This is a genomic window from Silicimonas algicola (assembly GCF_003970735.1).
Classification (GTDB): domain Bacteria; phylum Pseudomonadota; class Alphaproteobacteria; order Rhodobacterales; family Rhodobacteraceae; genus Silicimonas; species Silicimonas algicola.
The window spans coordinates 3,974,410-3,991,985 of the sequence record NZ_CP034588.1 but is presented as its reverse complement, the minus strand read 5'-3'; the positions used below and the strand labels follow the sequence as shown (position 1 = coordinate 3,991,985).

The window sequence follows — 17,576 nt, the reverse complement described above, 5'->3', positions numbered from 1 at the left end:
CGGGACATCTCCGGGACACTGCGCCTCATGGCCCCCTTCGAGCTCGTGATCTTCGACTGCGACGGCGTCGTCATCGACAGCGAGGCCATCTCGGCACGTATGCTGATCGAGACGTTGGCGGGCTATCGGGTCGAGGTCGACCGCGCCTATGTCGCGCGCCACTTCCTGGGCCGGAGCTATCCGGTCGTCATGGCGCAGATCCGGACGGATTTCGACATCGCCCTGCCGGAGGGGTTCGAGGCTGATTACCGCACCCGGCTTCTGGCCGCCTTCGACAGTGAGCTGACCGTGATGCCGGGCTTCACCGCTGTCCTGAGCCGTCTCGGCGTGCCCTATTGCCTTGCCACCAGTTCCAGTCCCGAACGCGTGGCGCGCAGCCTGAAGATCGTGAACCTCGAAAAGACCTTCGCGGGCCGCGTGACGACGTCGAGCGAGGTCGAGCGGGGCAAGCCCGCGCCCGACCTGTTCCTTGCGGCTGCCGGGAAGATGGGTGCGCAGCCCGATCGGTGCCTGGTGATCGAGGACAGCTTCGCGGGCATCCGTGCGGGCCTGGCGGCGGGCATGACGGTGTGGCAATTCACCGGCGGCAGCCACTTGACCGGTCTTGAGCTGTTGGACGATCCGACGGCGCCTCCCCATGCCAAGATTGATTCGTTCGACGTTTTCTTCGATGGTGCCCGCGGCCTCGAGCGGAGCACTGATCCATGAACCGTCCATCCGTCGACGATCCCGACGTCTCGCCCCGCGACTGGGCGGCGCGCGCGGCGTGGCTGTCGTACGTTGGTGGCCTGACACAGGACCAGATCGCACGAGAGCTGGGAATTTCGCGTCAGAGGGCTCAGCGCCTCGTCGCGCGTGCGGCCGCCGAGGGGCTGGTGCGCATCAGCATCGACCATCCGATCGTGGCCTGTCTGGAGATGGAGCGCGATCTTAAGACGCGGTTCAACCTTGATCGGGCTTGGGTGTCGCCCAGCCTCGGGCCCGACGCAGATCCGGTACGGGGCGTCGCCGTGTTCGCGGCACCAGTGTTGGAAGGCATCTTCCAGTCGGACGAGCCAAGGACCGTGGGCCTTGGAACGGGCCGGACGCTGCGCGCGGTGATCGAGCAGATGCAGCGGATCGAGGGAGCGCATCACAAGCTTGTGGCGCTGAACGGCAACGTGGCGCCGGACGGGTCTGCGACAGCCTACGAAGTTATCGTGCGACTGGCCGAAAAGACCCAGGCGCCCCAGTATCCGCTGGCGATTCCGCTGATCGCCCGGACGCCTGACGAGTACGAGCTTTACATGAAGCTGCCGCACGTCCAGGCGTCCCGCACGCTGGCTCAGGCGGCGGACCTGGCCATCGTGGGCATCGGCCAGACCAGCGACGACGCACCGCTTTTTGTGGACGGCTTCATCTCGGAGGCCGAGCTCGAGGATCTGAGGAGCGTGGGCGCGGCGGGCGAGATCGCGGGCCATGTTTTCGACATGGAAGGACGGTTTCTGGACCACTCGGTGAATGACCGGACAATGGGCGTCAGGGTGCCTGTCGCAGGAATGCCGCTTTGCTGTATCGCGGCGGGGCGCAAGAAGGTTACCGCACTTCGCGCTGCGCTGGCAGGCGGGTTGATCGACCAGCTCATCACGGACGAGGAGACGGCGCGCCACTTGCTGCGCGCCTGAGCAGAATTCGGAACCACTTGACAGAATCATGGCAATGGTTGAGCATATGTTCACTACATGAGCATATGTTTATGCTCTTGAACTGGGAGGAACATCGATGACTTTCAAGATTCGCACCCTCATGGGTGCGGCAGCCGTTTGTGCGATTGCCGCCGCGGCGAACGCCCAGACCACCGTTACGATCGCGACCGTCAACAACGGCGACATGATCCGGATGCAGGGTCTGACCGAGGACTTCACGGCCCAGAACCCCGACATCACGCTGGAGTGGGTTACTCTGGAAGAGAACGTGTTGCGCCAGCGTGTGACGCAGGACATCGCGAGCAAAGGCGGCCAGTTCGACGTGCTGACCATCGGCACCTACGAAGTGCCGATCTGGGGCAAGCAGGGCTGGCTCGTGTCGCTGAACGACCTTCCCGCGGAGTGGGATGCCGACGACATTCTCCCCGCGATACGGAATGGCCTGACGGTGGACGGCGAGCTTTACGCGGCGCCGTTCTATGGCGAGTCGTCCATGGTCATGTACCGCAAGGACCTGATGGAAAAGGCCGGGTTGGAAATGCCCGAGGCGCCCACTTGGGATTTCATCAAGGAAGCCGCAGCGGCGATGACCGACAAGGATGCCGAAGTCTATGGCATCTGCCTGCGCGGCAAGGCCGGCTGGGGTGAGAACATGGCCTTCCTGACGGCCATGGGCAACTCGTTCGGCGCCAAGTGGTTCGACGAGGAGTGGACGGCTCAGTTCGACTCCGAAGCCTGGGCCAACACGCTGAACTTCTACATGGACCTGATGACCAACTACGGCCCTCCGGGCGCTTCGACCAACGGCTTCAACGAGAACCTCTCGCTGTTCCAGCAGGGCAAGTGCGGCATGTGGATCGACGCCACGGTTGCGGCGTCTTTCGTCACTAATCCGGCGGATTCCACTGTTGCCGACCAGGTCGGCTTCGCTCTCGCGCCTGACAACGGGCTCGGCAAGCGGGGCAACTGGCTGTGGGCCTGGTCGCTGGCCATCCCCGCCGGATCGGATGCCACGGACGCCGCGAAGAAGTTCGTGGCCTGGGCGACGTCGAAGGAATACACCGCCCTCGTCGCCGAAAATGAAGGCTGGGCAAACGTCCCGCCGGGCACCCGCACCTCGCTCTATGAGAATCCGGAATACGCCCAGGTGCCGTTCGCCAAGATGACGCTCGACTCGATCAACTCGGCCGACCCGACCAATCCGACCATCGATCCGGTTCCCTACACGGGCGTCCAGTTCGTCGCGATCCCCGAGTTCGCTGGCATCGCCACCACCGTTGGCCAGGAGTTCTCGGCCGCGCTGGCCGGTCAGCAGACCGTCGAGCAGGCGCTTGAAAAGGCTCAGGCCCTGACGACTGAAGAAATGGAAGCCGCAGGCTACTGACGGACTCCTCCCTGCCGGGGGCGGTCTTCGGGCTGCCTCCGGACCTACCGTACCCGGCACGAGTGATGATCTTTCCCTGTGGGTGCAGCCCACGGCCCGAGAGGATTTGTCATGGCGACCCAACATTCCCGATCCGCCGCCCGACTGATGATGGCCCCTGCCGTGATCCTGCTTCTAGGCTGGATGCTGGTGCCGCTCGTCATGACCCTGTGGTTCTCGTTCCGCGAGTACCTGCCGCTGAGAGGCGGCGACATGGGGTTCGTCGGCTTGGAGAACTACATCCGCTTCGTCACCTCTTCGGCCTTCTGGCCAAGCGTGCAGACGACGCTGGTCCTCGTCGGTGGCGTCCTTCTGATCACGACGATCTTCGGCATCCTCCTGGCGCTTCTCCTCGACCAGCCGATGTGGGGTCAGGGGATCGTCCGGATCCTCGTCATCGCACCCTTCTTCGTTATGCCCACGGTGACGGCGCTGGTGTGGAAGAACATGTTCATGGACCCCGTGAACGGACTCTTCGCCCACATCTGGAAATTCTTCGGAGCGCAGCCCGTCGAGTGGCTGAGCCAGTGGTCGCTGTTCTCGATCATCATCATCGTGGCCTGGCAGTGGCTGCCGTTCGCGACGCTGATCCTTTTGACGGCGATCCAGTCGCTCGACAGCGAGCAGCTCGAGGCGGCCGAGATGGACGGTGCGCCTCCGCTGAAGCGCTTCGCCTACATCATCTTGCCCCACCTCAGCCGCGCGCTGACGGTCGTGGTGCTGATCCAGACCATCTTCCTTCTGTCGATCTTCGCCGAGATCTTCGTCACGACTCAGGGTTCGTTCGGCACCCGCACGCTGACCTACCTGATCTACCAGCGTGTGCTGGAAAGCCAGAACGTTGGACTGGGAAGCGCTGGCGGCATTTACGCCGTCATCCTGGCCAACATCGTCGCCATCTTCCTGATGCGCATCGTCGGCAAGAACCTGGACGCGTAGGAGACAGAGCATGGCACGAAACGTCACACCGCAGCGCAAGGCCATCAACACCGTCATCGCCTGGGCGGCGGGCTTGCTGATCTTCTTCCCGATCCTCTGGACCATCCTGACCAGCTTCAAGACCGAGGCGCAGGCGATAAGCAGCCCTCCCGTGTTCCTGTTCTTCGACTGGACGCTCGAGAACTATGCAGTGGTGCAGGAGCGCTCGAACTACATGCGCTTTCTCTGGAACTCGGTCATCATCGCCGGCGGATCGACCGTTCTTGGCGTGCTGATCGCCATCCCGGCGGCCTGGTCGATGGCGTTCGTCCCGTCGAGGCGGACGAAGGACATCCTCATGTGGATGCTGTCGACGAAGATGCTGCCGGCGGTGGGTGTTCTTTATCCGATCTACCTCATCTGCATCGAGCTGGGGATCCTGGACAGCCGCGCCGCCCTCGTCGTGGTGCTGATGCTCATCAACCTGCCGATCATCGTCTGGATGCTCTATACCTACTTCAAGGAGATCCCCGGGGAGATCCTCGAAGCTGCCCGGATGGACGGAGCTTCACTCAAGGCCGAGATCCTGTATGTGCTGACACCGATGGCGGTGCCCGGCATCGCCTCGACCATGCTCCTGAACTTCATCCTGGCGTGGAACGAGGCATTCTGGACCCTAAACCTGACTGCCGCGAAGGCCGCTCCCTTGACCGCCTTCATCGCCAGCTACTCCAGCCCCGAGGGCCTGTTCTACGCAAAGCTGTCGGCGGCCTCGACCATGGCCATCGCGCCGATCCTGATCCTTGGCTGGTTCAGCCAGAAACAACTCGTCCGCGGACTGACGTTCGGCGCGGTGAAGTGAGGGAAACGACATGGGACGCATCGTACTCGACAAGGTGAAGAAGACGTTCGGCGAGGTCACCGTCATCCCGCCGCTGGACCTCGAGATCGAGGATGGAGAATTCGTGGTCTTCGTCGGCCCGTCGGGCTGCGGCAAGTCCACGCTTCTGCGCCTGATCGCGGGGCTCGAGGACGTGTCCTCGGGCCAGATCCGGATCGACGGGCAGGATGCGACGAACGTGGCTCCCGCCAAGCGCGGTCTGGCGATGGTGTTTCAGTCCTACGCGCTTTACCCGCACATGAGCGTCCGGAAGAACATCGCCTTTCCGCTGAAGATGGCGAAGATGGAGCAGGCCGAAATCGACCGGCGCGTCGACAGCGCGGCGTCAGTCCTGAACCTGACGCCATACCTCGAGCGGCGTCCGGGCCAGCTTTCGGGCGGACAGCGGCAGAGGGTCGCGATCGGTCGCGCCATCGTGCGCGAACCGGCGGCGTTCCTCTTCGACGAGCCCTTGTCGAACCTCGACGCGGCGTTGCGGGTCGGGATGCGGCTCGAGATCAGTGAACTTCACAAACGCCTCGCCACCACGATGGTCTACGTCACCCACGACCAGGTCGAGGCGATGACGATGGCGGACAAGATCGTCGTGCTTCAGGCAGGCGTGATCGAGCAGGTCGGCAGCCCGCTGACGCTGTATCATACGCCCCGCAACAAGTTTGTGGCCGGGTTCATCGGAAGCCCCAGGATGAACCTTCTCGAAGGCCCCGAGGCCCAGAAACGGGGTGCTCATACCGTGGGCATCCGGCCCGAGCACATCACCCCCTCGCCGACCGAGGGTCTATGGAAAGGCCGCGTCGGCGTGTCGGAGCATCTGGGGTCGGACACGTTCTTCCACGTCCACTTGGAGGGACGCGACGAACCCATCACGGTGCGGGCCGGGGGCGAGGTGGATATGCATCACGGTGACACGATCTGGTTGACGCCGGACGAAAGCCGGATGCATCGCTTCGACAAGGCAGGCCTGCGAATCTCATAGTGCGGTATGGTCGATGCCTGCGTGACGCCACTGCCAGAGGCAGCGGCAAAGGAAACGAGTGATAGCCGAATGATACCCCTGTCCAACGAGACGCTAGACCAGCTTCCCGACGCCGTGCTGCGCCCGACCTATGATCGCGGCGCCTTGAGGGCAGGTATCGTCCACATCGGTCTCGGCAACTTTCATCGCGCTCACCAGGCCTGGTATCTGCACCGGCTGATGCAGGAGGGACTGGCCCACGACTGGGCTATCGTCGGCGCTGGCGTGCGCCCCTACGACGCCGCGATGCGCGAGAAGATGAAATCGCAGGACTACCTGACGACGCTGATCGAACTCGACCCGGGAGGAAGCTCGGCCGAGGTGACGGGGTCCATGATCGACTACGTTCCGATCGAAGAAGGCAACGGTGCGCTGATCGCCAGAATGGCAGATCCGGCAATCCGTATCGTTGCATTGACCGTGACCGAGGGCGGCTACTTCATCGACGCTGCCAACAAGGGCTTAGATGCCGCTCACCCCGACATCGTCCATGACGCCGCTCACCCCGACCGCCCGCGCACCGCCTTCGGTGCGATGATCGCGGCGCTCAAGCGGCGACGGGATTCAGGCGCTGGGCCCTTCACGGGACAGAGCTGCGACAACCTCCAGGGCAATGGCGAAGTCCTGAAGCGGACAATCCTGTCGCTTGCGCGGATGGGCGACGCCGACCTCGCGGACTGGATAGGGGCGAACTGCACCTTCCCGAACTCGATGGTCGACTGCATCGTGCCGGCGACCGGGCCGAACGAGCTTGCGCTCGCACGGGGCCTTGGCATCGACGACAAGGTTCCGGTCACGCACGAGAACTTCCGCCAGTGGGTGATCGAGGATGATTTTTGCGCGGGTCGCCCGGATTGGGACAAGGCGGGTGCGACCTTCTCGCGCCACGTCCATGACTACGAGACCATGAAGATCCGAATCCTGAACGGCGGGCATCAGGTCATCGTGGCACCTGCCGAAGTCTTAGGATTAGAGACGATTTCAGCCACTATGGAGCACCCCTCGATCCACGCCTATTTCCACAAGGTCGAGGCGACCGAGATCCTGCCCTTCGTGAAGCCTGTGCCGGGCAAGACGCCGGCCGAATACATAGACCTGATAGACCGTCGTTTCTCAAACCCGCGGATCGTGGACACCACACGGCGCGTCGCATTCGACGGATCGAGCCGGCATCCCGGTTTCCTCTTGCCGATCATCCATGAGGCCCTGGCGGCCGGCACCTCGATCGAAGGGCTGGCGCTGGTCGAGGCGGCGTGGTGCCGCTACTGCACCGGAGTCCGCGAGAACGGAACGACGGTGGAACCGAACGACCCAATGTGGGATGAACTTCAGGCGGCGGCAACCGCGGCGAAGGACGATCCCGGGGCCTGGCTGGCGCTTCCGTTCTATGGCGACCTCGGCAATGACAAGCGGTTTGCCGAGCCCTTCGCCAGATGGCTGCGCATGATCCACGCCGACGGCATGAAAGCTGCGCTGGACACCTACGCGGCCTGACCCTCGGTCCTCATCTGCGAGCGTACGGCCAAGTTCATGACCGTGAAGGTATGCGCCAGTCTCACGGCCGTTTCCCTCCGGTCCTGAACGTCCCCGACGAGGCGCGGGAAATATGGCAGCCCCGCCTCGCCGCAAAGCATCGGCTCGTTCTGGTCAATATTCAGCAGAAGCAGAGTGTTGCTGACGTGCGGACGCCCGATGTCGGTGTCCTTGCGCAGCTAGATGGTGCTTTCGGTTCTCTGGATGAACAGGCGAAGATTTGCCCGTAATCGATGCCGAGACGCCAGGCTTGAAGGACGTGGATCACACCCTTTCCAGAGTGACACGCTTTCCGGTCTCGCCGGCCTTCTCGATCGCGGCGATCAGGCGATGCACCTCGAGCGCTGCCCGGCCTGGAACGAGCGGCGGACGACCTTCCCTGATCGCCTCGGCGAAATCCTCGATCATCGCGCGGTGCCAGTCGCTGGTGAAGGCCATGGGATCGGCTCCCGCGCCGCTGCTCGTGGCCCGGCCGACAGTTTCGGATGTCCCGTCGCGATAATCGAGCCTCAGTATACCGGCCTCGAGCCGCGCGGAGCCGTCACGACAGTGCAGCGAGATCGTTTCACCGGAACCTGGAAAGCCGGCGGTCGTGGCGAAAAGCTTGCCGAACGCGCCGTTTTCGAATGACAGTCCTGCAACGACGAAATCTTCGGCCTCCATATTGTGAGCCCCGGTGGTCGCGCACATGGCGGTGACGTCGCGGACGGGTCCCGTGAGGCTCACCATGAGGTCCATGGTGTGGATCGCCTGAGTGATCAGAACGCCGCCGCCGTCGCGGGCGTAGGTGCCGCGCCCGGGCTGGTCATAATACTCTTGCGGACGCCACCACGGCACGTCCACCTCGACCGAGAGCAAAGGCCCCAGTTGGTCGCGCCGGGCGTTCAGTTCGGCGACCACGGGTCTCGCGCGATGCTGGAGGACGATACCGAGTGGCACGCCAAGGTCTTCGCAAAGCTCGACGAGGTGCGTGGCGTTCTCGAGCGTGCGCTCTACGGGCTTTTCCATCAGGATTGGCTTCCCGGCGCGCGCGAGGGTCTCGACGATTTCAAGTCGCGCATCTGGCGGCGTGATGACGATGGCAAAGTCCACGCTGTGGTCGTTTGCGATCTGGTCCACGTCGAACGCGGGCGAGCCGTCCAAAGCGGGATGCGAGGCCAGAAAAGCGTCTCTATTAAGGGGATTTCGTGAGTAGACGGGCCCCAGCGCCACAACCTTGGAGCTCGCGATGGCATCGGCATAGGTCCTTGCCACCATGCCTGTCCCGATAAGCCCGACCTTCATGCCTCATCTCCGCTTTCCACTGCTAGAAAGCTCGCGACACGACTGATCGCCGAAATCGGCAGCGGCATCGGAACTCCCCTGTGGATAAACACATTGTTCAAACACCATGGTCAATCTTCCAGACAATCGCCACGTTCCCGCCCCCTTGGACCCTCAGGATCAAAGCGTAACGAATGCGCATGTACGAGGACGGACATTGATCTCCCTTTGGAGGACCCAGCTTCTGTCGCCACGCGTCTGGATGTCAGCCGCGGTCCTCTGCTTTGGGACGTCGGCTGTTATCGGCTACCATCAGGACCAGATGTTCGCTGCGGACATGCTCGCTTCGAAGGTCGGGAATCCGACTGAAGTGATGGTCCAGGATTTCATTGCGGATCGTCACACCAACATGATCGGCCAGGTCCATGTCGTGGGCGACATCGGCAAAGACAAGGCGGCTCGTGTCAACGTGGGGACCAAAGACAGGCCCCACTGGATCACGGCCTATCCCATCTTCCCTGTGCGGCCCGACGCCCTGCCGCTCGCGCTGCATCTCATCTCGAAGGAATCCGGACTGCCGCGACGCCCGATTGCGCGCGACGATGCCGGCACCCACGCGCGTTACATGGCTGACCTCGCCCGACTGGCGACCGTGCCGGTCGCCGTCCTGTTCGAGCATGATGGCGACGCTCTGGGCGCATCCACGGCGTCCAGGGGCGACAGCGTAGGCAACGTCACCGGAGTGCGGGGAGAGATGGTGACCGGCCGTCCCATCCGCGGTGCGGTCGAGGCAGCCTTCGACAGTGCCGACCTGCATCTCATGCCTGATGTCTTGCTGCTGTCCGCAGACCCGATGGATGGCGCCGTTGTCCTTCAGGACGACAGATTGACCAACGTTAGGCACGCTTTGGCTGTCGTCGGTACGCTGCTGGCGGGCATCGCACTCCTGTCGATGGGAAGCGCGACGTCGATCCTGCGCCGTGACCGGAAGAGAAATGAGAGAGATGACGACGTGACACCGGTTGCGGCGATGTCTGCCGTCATACAGCGCCGTCGATCCCATAGCCGCCGCCCCGGTGCAGCGTCCGAGCCTCGTAGACCCAGCGCCGCTACCATTCGCTAAAAGTCGACGGTCACACCAGGAAGCCGCAACTCTTTCACCAGTTCACGTAGCTCCTGCCGGGCGGCCACGTTCGAGAGGTTCAGGTTCTGAACCCCGATGTCGCGGAGGTCGAGAAGGGTAAGCCCGCGCGGGAAGAGTTCGCGAAAGATCACGCGTTCGGAAAATCCCGACGCAACACGGAAGCCGACGCGTCTGGCCAACGCGTTGACGGCGTCCTCCATCTTCTTCTTGTTGTGCATCGCCTGTGCGCCGACCCTGTTGCGGACCACCACCCAGTCGATCGGATCAAGGCCGGCCTGCGCCCGAAGCTGGCGCGCGTTCCACACCATCTCGGCATAGACGGAAGGCCCCAGCACGCGGTTCGTCCGCGGGTCTATGTGCGCCAGCAGGTCGAAGTCGACAAAGCTGTCGTTCAATGGCGTGACAAGCGTATCGGCAAGGGAGTGTGCGACCTGGCTGAGACGGGTGTGCGAGCCGGGGCAGTCGATCAGGATGAATTCGACCTCCCGCTCGAGCCCCGTCACGGCCGCCGACAGGCGCTGGTCGTAGACGTTCTCGCCCGGACCGAGCGACTCCTTGGCGATGTTCGGAAGCTCGCGGTAGATCGGACAGGGAAGGTCAAGCCCTTCGGCCGCCATGAAATCCTTCCGGTTGTCGATGTATCGCCCGAAGCTTCGCTGCCTCAGGTCGAGGTCGAGGACCCCCACCACATGGCCCATGCGCACGAGCGCCGTCGCGATGTGCATCGCGACGGTCGATTTGCCCGCGCCGCCCTTCTCGTTCCCGACGACGATGATATGCGCCACTGCCCTGCCTTTTCTTCTGGAACGGACCGCCCCGCCTGTTTCGGTCACTATATTGAGGATTAGTGCCTAAGAAAAGCACCCCTTGGCGCTTACCGCCGGGAGAGGACAGGGATGCAACGCCTCTCGCATCTCGACCGATTGACGGATGGCGGGCAGGTGTCATAGATTCCCAATCGCTCGCAGCGATGGCGTCGCTGCCCGGCGGTCGCCGGTATGGCCCGTTCATTGCCCCTGTACGCCGGGGGTGGCGAACCTGGAGCGACCGCCATGACCCGACCCGACTTCCTGACGCTTGAAAACGGCGAAAAGGCCACCCTGCCATTCGGCCGCGATGAATACGACGCGCGTCTTTCGACGCTGCGGGCCATCATGGCAAGGCGCGATATCCCCGCCGTTCTCTTCACCTCGATGCATAACATCGCCTACTACTCGGGCTTTCTCTATTGCAGCTTCGGACGGCCCTACGGCTGTGTCGTGACGCCGGACCGCTGCACCACGATCTCGGCCAACATCGACTTGGGCCAGCCCTGGCGGCGGTCGGTCGCGGACAACGTGATCTATACCGACTGGCAGCGAAACAACTACTGGCGCGCGGTCGGATCGGTCCTGGGCCGCGTCGATCGCCTGGGGATCGAAGGCGACCACATGACGCTGGCGTCCGAGCGGGCCGCTCGCGAGATGCTGGGTCTGTCGGACCTGATCGACATCGCGCCGGACGTCATGCGTGCGCGCATGATCAAGTCGCCCGCCGAAATCCGGCTGATCACTGAAGGCGCCCGCGTCGCCGACATCGGCGGCAAGGCGATCCGCGACGCGATCCGGATCGGCACGAGAGAGATCGACGTGGCGATGGCGGGACGGGACGCGATGGAGTTGGCGATCGCGGAGGCGTTCCCCGAGGCCGAATATCGGGACACCTGGGTCTGGTTCCAGTCGGGCCTGAACACCGATGGCGCGCACAACCCGGTCACGGCGCGGAAGCTTGCGGCAGGGGATCTTCTCAGCCTCAATACCTTCCCCATGATCTCGGGCTACTACACCGCGCTCGAGCGCACCTTGTACCTTGGCGAGCCGGATCCCGAGACGCAGCGGATCTGGCAAGCAAACGTCGCGGCACATGAGCTTGGGATGAGCCTTATCCGCCCCGGCGCCACATGTTCGGGTATCTGCGCCGAGATCAACCGTTTCTTCGCAGATGAGGGGCTGCTGCAGTCCCGCACCTTCGGGTACGGCCACTCTTTCGGCATTCTCAGTCACTATTACGGACGGGAAGCAGGCTTGGAACTGCGCGAGGATATCGACACCGTGCTTGAACCCGGCATGGTCGTTTCGATGGAGCCGATGCTGACGATCCCCGAAGGGCAGCCTGGCGCGGGCGGATATCGAGAGCACGATATTCTCGTCCTGAACGAAAAGGGCGCTGTCGACATCACCGGGTTCCCCTACGGCATCGAAGCGAACACGATTTCCGCATGACACCCTGGCAATGCCGGAATCCGCATCAGGAACGCCGCAAACGGCGGTCGAGGCGGCCTTACCTAGGGGAAAGTTGCACTTGGAGCCCGCATCGTGTTGAATCGCGGGAACGCAGCAGGGATCCGGGGGGATTGTCCGACGTGAGAGACGGCACAGACGAGTTCGTTGTATTCGACCATGTGCAGAAGAGTTACGACGGCGAAACGCTTGTCGTGAAGGATCTGAACCTCTCGATCGGCAAGGGCGAATTCCTGACGATGCTGGGGCCCTCGGGGTCGGGCAAGACCACCTGCCTCATGATGCTGGCCGGGTTCGAGACGGCGACCCACGGAGAGATCCTTCTCGATGGGCGGCCGATCAACAACATCCCGCCGCACAAGCGAGGCATCGGCATGGTGTTTCAGAACTACGCGCTTTTCCCGCATATGACCGTCGCCGAAAACCTGGCCTTCCCACTGGAAGTCCGGAAGGTGGACAAGTCCGCGCGGGAAGAGCGCGTGAAGAGCGCGCTCGACATGGTGCAGATGGGTGCCTTCGGCGGGCGCCGCCCGGCGCAGCTTTCAGGCGGCCAACAACAACGCGTCGCTCTTGCGCGCGCGCTGGTCTTCGAGCCCGAGCTCGTCCTCATGGACGAACCCCTCGGCGCTCTCGACAAGCAGCTGCGCGAGCACATGCAGTTCGAGATAACGAACCTTGCGCATTCTCTGGGCATCACCACGGTCTATGTGACGCACGACCAGACCGAGGCGCTGACCATGTCCGACCGCGTGGCAGTCTTCGATGATGGCCGCATCCAGCAGCTGGCGCCGCCAGACAAGCTTTACGAAGAGCCAGAGAACAGTTTCGTGGCGCAGTTCATCGGCGAGAACAACACGCTGTCGGGTGTCATCGACAAGATCGACGGCGATCGCTGCACCGTCCGACTGACGTCGGGCGACCTGATCGACGCCAAGCCCGTGAACGTCACCAAACCTGGGGAAAAGACCCTTGTTTCGATCCGTCCGGAGCGCGTCGAGTTCAACAAGGACCGGCTTATGCCTGGGGCGCACACGCTCAAGGCCGAGGTGCTGGAATTCATCTACATGGGTGACATCTTCCGGACCCGGCTGCGGGTCGCGGGCAAGGACGATTTTGTCGTCAAGACACGGAACGCCCCCGATCAGGCCCGGCTCGAGCCGGGCCGCCAGATCGAGATCGGCTGGCTTCCGTCCGATTGCCGGGCGCTGGACGCCTGAGCGGATCACCGGCGCGCCCGGCCCGGGGCGCATCGGCCAAGTGACATTAACGGGTACAATGACTGGGAGATTGAAATGAAACTGAGAATACTTTTGGCCTCGACGGCTCTGGCTGTCGCTCCGGTGATCGCCGGTGCGCAGGACCTGCCCCCCTGCGAGAACTGCGCGGATTCGATGACGATCATGTCCTGGGGCGGCGCCTATCAGTCCAGCCAGCAAAAGGCCTACACCGAGCCTTATGCGGCAGCGACCGGCGTTAACGTCACCTGGGACGAAAGCTCGAACGAATCGACTGCCAAGATCCGCGCCGCCTCGGAAGCCGGAAACATGACCTACGACCTCGTCGACGTCGAAGGTCCGGACAGCCAGCGCCTGTGCGACGAAGGTCTCGCGATGGAAGTCGACCTGGACGAGTCTCTGGCCGCTGCGCCGGATGGCACGCCTGCGTCGGAAGACTTCGGCGACAGCGCGATCAACGACTGCTTCATCCCGCAGATCGTCTTCTCGACAACCTTCGGCTATCGCACGGACGTGGCCGAGTGGAACGGTGCCACGCCGGACAGCGTCTGCGCGATCTTCGACACCGAGACCTTCCCCGGCAAGCGCGCGCTTGAAAAGCGTCCGAAGAAGAACATCGAATGGGCTCTTCTCTGCGACGGCGTCGCCAAGGAAGACCTCTATGACGTCCTCGACGAGGATGGTGTAGAGCGTGCTCTCGCCAAGCTCGACACGATCAAGGACGACGTGATCTGGTGGTCGGCCGGCGCCGAGACGCCCCAGCTTCTCGCCGACGGCGAAGTGGTCATGGGCTCGACCTACAACGGTCGTCTGTTCTCGGCCATCGCCGAGCAGAACCAGCCGATCGCGATGCTCTGGGACTGGCAGGTCTTCGACTTCGACGGCTGGATCGTTCCCGAAGGGCTCGACGAGCCGCGCCTCAACCGCGTGATGCACTTCCTGAACTTTGCCACCGACACGCAGCGTCTGGCCGATCAGGCCAAGTACATCTCGTACGGTCCGGCTCGTGCGTCTTCGCAGCCGCTCGTCTCGACCCATGCCGACCTCGGCATCGAGATGGCGCCGCACATGCCCACCAACCCCGAGAACCAGAAGAACTATCTGGTCAACAACATCGAGTGGTGGGCTGACAATCAGGACGACGTGGAAGCCCGTTTCCAGAACTGGCTGTCGCAATAATCCGACGTCGCGGGGCCCTTCGGGGCCCCGCACATCATCGAGGGGGACGTCATGCCGAAAGGCTATATCATCGGTCACATCACGGTCCGCGATCCCGAGGCGTACAAGGAGTACATCTCGCGGGACACGCCGATCCTTGAAGGTCTTGGCGGCCGGTTCATCGTGAGGGGCGGCCAGAGCGAAATCGTCGAGGGCGAGGCCCATGCCCGGCATGTAGTGATCGAGTTTCCGTCGTACGAAGCCGCCCTCAAGGCCTACCACGACCCCGAGTACCAGGAAGTCGCCGATATACGGCGGCGCACCGCTGACAGCACCATCCTCGTCGTGGAGGGACACGGCGAATGACGGACGCGGCGACGGGACCGGACCAGATCACAGGCGCCACGCCCGACAACGCGCTTCGGACGGCCGATCGCGCCGAGGCGGGCCCGGTCCTCTCGGCCGACGGCACGCCACTGAAAACGAGCCTCAACCGCGCGCTTCGCCGCGAGAAGATGCGGGCGCTCTTGCTCGTTTCCCCGCTTCTCATCTTCATCCTTGTCACCTTCATTGCACCTATCGCGGACATGCTGTTCCGCTCGGTCGAAAACCGCATCGTCGCCGATACGCTGCCGCAGACCGTGGCGGGGTTGGACCAGTCGTCGCTGGAGGTGCCGGGCGAACCGACCTTCGAGGATCTGTACTTCGATCTGTTCCTGGCTGCAGAGGCGAAGAAGCACACCCAGCTTGGCACCCGCCTCAACTATGAAAGTGCCGGCGTCAGCTCGCTTTTCCGCTCGTCGGGCCGGCGGCTGGACGACATCGGCGAAGAGACCCAGGACGCTCTGGAGGACCTCGACGAAAGCTGGGGCGAGGCCGGGTTCTGGTACGGCCTGATGAACAACGCCGACGACAGCGACGACGCCCTCCTGAAGTCCGAACGCGCGCGCGTCAAAGCCCTGACCGCCGAACCGACCGGTGGAGACATCGCATTCGCGCCCTCGGCAGAGATTGCGCAGATTCTTCCACGCACGACGCGCGCCTACACGGCCTGGGCGGTCTACATCGCGCTGATCGACGACGACGTCGTGGCCGAGGAAGAGCCTTGGGAAGCCGTCTATGCCGCGCTGGGCGTCGATCTGGAACGCGACGCGACGCTGGAGGCGCTTGCGACTTACGCTGGGCCGGGTGCCGATCAGCTTCGCGCGGCTGCGGAGGCAGACCTGCCTTCGGTCGATTACCGCGCCGCCTTCGTCGAGATGGATGACGGATGGGGTGAGACCGAGGTGTGGAACACCCTGCGCACCTACTCGAGCGAGTACACGATTGGGTATTTCCTGAACGCCATCGACCTTCAACTCACGCCGAACGGCATCGAGAAGCGTCCGGATCGCGAGAGCATCTACCTGATGCTGTTCCAGCGCACGCTGGTGATGTCGTTGATCATCACGATCAGTTGCATCATCCTCGGCTATCCCATTGCGTGGCTTCTGGCGAACCTTCCGATGCGTTCGGCGAACCTGCTGATGATCCTGGTGCTTCTTCCCTTCTGGACCTCGCTTCTGGTCAGGACCAGCGCCTGGAAGATCCTCCTCCAGCAACAGGGGGTCATCAACGATCTGCTCGTATGGATCGGCATCGTCAGCAACACGGGGCGACTCGTGCTCATCAACAACCAGACCGGCACGATCATCGCCATGACGCATATCCTGCTGCCGTTCATGATCCTGCCGCTTTATTCCGTGATGAAGACGATCCCGGTGACTTACGTCCGCGCCGCAAAGAGCCTGGGGGCGACAGACTGGACGGCGTTCTGGCGCGTTTACTTCCCGAACTCGGTACCGGGCATCGGGGCGGGGTCGATCCTCGTCTTCATCCTGTCCATCGGTTACTACATCACGCCCGAACTGGTCGGCGGCACATCCGGGGTCTTCATCTCGAACCGGATCGCCTATCACATCTCGTCCTCGCTGAACTGGGGACTGGCGGCGGCGCTGGGCACCATCCTCCTCGCTGCGGTCCTGATGCTTTACTACACCTACGACCGCATGGTCGGGATCGACAACGTGAAGCTGGGAGGCTGAGATGAGCGGACTGCCGATCTATGCCACGACCGGCCAGCGCGTCTGGTATTATACCTTCCGCGTCATCTGCGGGCTGATCTTCTTCTTCCTGATCGCCCCGATCGCCGTCATCATTCCTCTGTCGTTCAACGCCGAAGACTTCTTCACCTTCACACCGAAGATGCTGGCGCTCGACCCGGACGGATACTCGCTGAAGCACTACCGCGACTTCTTCACCAACAACGACTGGCAGCAGGCGCTGTGGAACTCTTTCCGAATCGCGCCGATGGCGACGATCCTGTCCGTGAGCTTCGGCACGCTGGCCGCCATCGGACTCAGCCAGCAGCACGTTCCCTTCCGGCGGGTGATCATGGCGGTGCTGATCTCGCCCATGATCGTGCCACTCATCATCTCGGCCGCGGGCATGTATTTCTTCTATTCGCGGATCGGACTTCAAGGGACCTACTGGGGCGTCGTCCTTGCGCACGCGGCTCTGGGCATTCCCTTCGTCATCATCACGGTGACCGCGACGCTCGTCGGGTTCGACCGTTCGCTGACGCGGGCTTCGGCGAACCTGGGCGCGGACCCGGTGACGACATTCTTCAGGGTGCAGATGCCACTGATCCTTCCGGGGGTCATCTCGGGCGGGCTTTTCGCCTTCATCACGTCCTTCGACGAGGTGGTGGTCGTTCTTTTCGTGGGATCGGCGGGACAGAAGACACTGCCCTGGCAGATGTTCACGGGTCTGAGGGAGCAGATCAGCCCGACGATCCTCGCGGTTGCCACGATTCTAGTCGCGCTGTCGATCCTGCTGCTTGCGACGCTGGAGATCCTGCGGCGCAGGTCCGAGAGGCTGCGGGGCATGTCGCCGGGCTGAAGCCGGGAACGGCCAAAAAAATCGGCGGGCCGCAAGGACCCGCCGGAGGTAAGATGCCAACAGGGAGGAGTTGGCGATCTGA

The 17,576-nt window shown here is 63.1% G+C and carries 15 protein-coding genes and 1 pseudogene; 14 read left to right on the top strand and 2 right to left on the bottom strand.

What is annotated here, in order from left to right; translation table 11 throughout:
* Positions 1-27: 27 nt before the first annotated feature.
* From EF888_RS19805 to EF888_RS19775, 7 genes are all read left to right on the top strand, one after another.
* Positions 28-708, top strand: coding sequence for an HAD family hydrolase (locus EF888_RS19805; RefSeq protein WP_109760415.1), 681 nt, complete (start codon positions 28-30; stop codon positions 706-708).
* Positions 705-1,664, top strand: coding sequence for a sugar-binding transcriptional regulator (locus EF888_RS19800; protein WP_109760416.1), 960 nt, complete (start codon positions 705-707; stop codon positions 1,662-1,664). Before EF888_RS19805 ends, EF888_RS19800 begins: the two co-directional genes overlap by 4 nt.
* 97 nt (positions 1,665-1,761) lie before the next feature.
* Positions 1,762-3,069, top strand: coding sequence for an ABC transporter substrate-binding protein (locus EF888_RS19795; protein WP_109760417.1), 1,308 nt, complete (start codon positions 1,762-1,764; stop codon positions 3,067-3,069).
* A 111-nt stretch (positions 3,070-3,180) separates the two neighbouring features.
* Entirely contained in the window at positions 3,181-4,047 is an 867-nt protein-coding gene (locus EF888_RS19790) for a carbohydrate ABC transporter permease (protein WP_109760418.1), read from the top strand.
* A gap of 10 nt (positions 4,048-4,057) precedes the next feature.
* Positions 4,058-4,888 carry a carbohydrate ABC transporter permease gene (locus EF888_RS19785; RefSeq protein ID WP_109760419.1) on the top strand — a complete coding sequence of 277 codons (831 nt, stop codon included), beginning with the start codon at positions 4,058-4,060 and terminating at the stop codon, positions 4,886-4,888.
* 10 nt (positions 4,889-4,898) lie between these two features.
* A complete protein-coding gene (locus EF888_RS19780) occupies positions 4,899-5,903 on the top strand; it encodes an ABC transporter ATP-binding protein (RefSeq protein ID WP_109760420.1) in 1,005 nt (334 codons plus the stop codon).
* 69 nt (positions 5,904-5,972) lie between these two features.
* The gene (locus EF888_RS19775) at positions 5,973-7,436 is read left to right on the top strand and encodes a mannitol dehydrogenase family protein (protein ID WP_109760421.1); all 1,464 of its coding nucleotides are present in this window, start codon (positions 5,973-5,975) and stop codon (positions 7,434-7,436) included.
* A gap of 303 nt (positions 7,437-7,739) precedes the next feature.
* Here the strand turns inward: EF888_RS19775 and EF888_RS19770 are convergent, their stop codons facing one another.
* The gene (locus EF888_RS19770) at positions 7,740-8,759 is read right to left on the bottom strand and encodes a Gfo/Idh/MocA family protein (protein WP_109760422.1); all 1,020 of its coding nucleotides are present in this window, start codon (positions 8,757-8,759) and stop codon (positions 7,740-7,742) included.
* Between the two features lie 301 nt (positions 8,760-9,060).
* Here EF888_RS19770 and EF888_RS19765 point away from each other — a divergent pair, with 301 nt between their 5' ends.
* Entirely contained in the window at positions 9,061-9,861 is an 801-nt protein-coding gene (locus tag EF888_RS19765) for a hypothetical protein (protein WP_126918616.1), read from the top strand.
* Here the strand turns inward: EF888_RS19765 and EF888_RS19760 are convergent.
* Positions 9,858-10,667, bottom strand: coding sequence for a division plane positioning ATPase MipZ (locus tag EF888_RS19760; protein WP_109760424.1), 810 nt, complete (start codon positions 10,665-10,667; stop codon positions 9,858-9,860). The genes EF888_RS19765 and EF888_RS19760 overlap by 4 nt on opposite strands.
* A gap of 267 nt (positions 10,668-10,934) precedes the next feature.
* Between EF888_RS19760 and EF888_RS19755 the strand changes: the two genes are divergently transcribed.
* The 6 genes and pseudogenes from EF888_RS19755 to EF888_RS19730 all read left to right on the top strand — a co-directional run.
* Entirely contained in the window at positions 10,935-12,143 is a 1,209-nt protein-coding gene (locus EF888_RS19755; RefSeq protein WP_109760425.1) for an aminopeptidase P family protein, read from the top strand.
* A gap of 140 nt (positions 12,144-12,283) precedes the next feature.
* Positions 12,284-13,378: an ABC transporter ATP-binding protein gene (locus tag EF888_RS19750; protein WP_420902646.1), complete on the top strand. Its 1,095-nt coding sequence runs from the start codon at positions 12,284-12,286 to the stop codon at positions 13,376-13,378.
* A 75-nt stretch (positions 13,379-13,453) separates the two neighbouring features.
* Positions 13,454-14,575 (top strand): extracellular solute-binding protein, encoded by a 1,122-nt coding sequence (locus EF888_RS19745; RefSeq protein WP_109760427.1) that lies wholly within the window; start codon positions 13,454-13,456, stop codon positions 14,573-14,575.
* A 51-nt stretch (positions 14,576-14,626) separates the two neighbouring features.
* A complete protein-coding gene (locus EF888_RS19740) occupies positions 14,627-14,920 on the top strand; it encodes a DUF1330 domain-containing protein (RefSeq protein ID WP_109760428.1) in 294 nt (97 codons plus the stop codon).
* On the top strand, positions 14,917-16,638 hold the full coding sequence (locus EF888_RS19735; RefSeq protein ID WP_109760429.1) for an ABC transporter permease: 1,722 nt from the start codon (positions 14,917-14,919) through the stop codon (positions 16,636-16,638). The genes EF888_RS19740 and EF888_RS19735 overlap by 4 nt, the downstream gene beginning before the upstream one ends.
* 19 nt (positions 16,639-16,657) lie before the next feature.
* Positions 16,658-17,494, top strand: a pseudogene (locus EF888_RS19730) (ABC transporter permease); the annotation flags it as partial.
* Positions 17,495-17,576 lie beyond the last annotated feature (82 nt).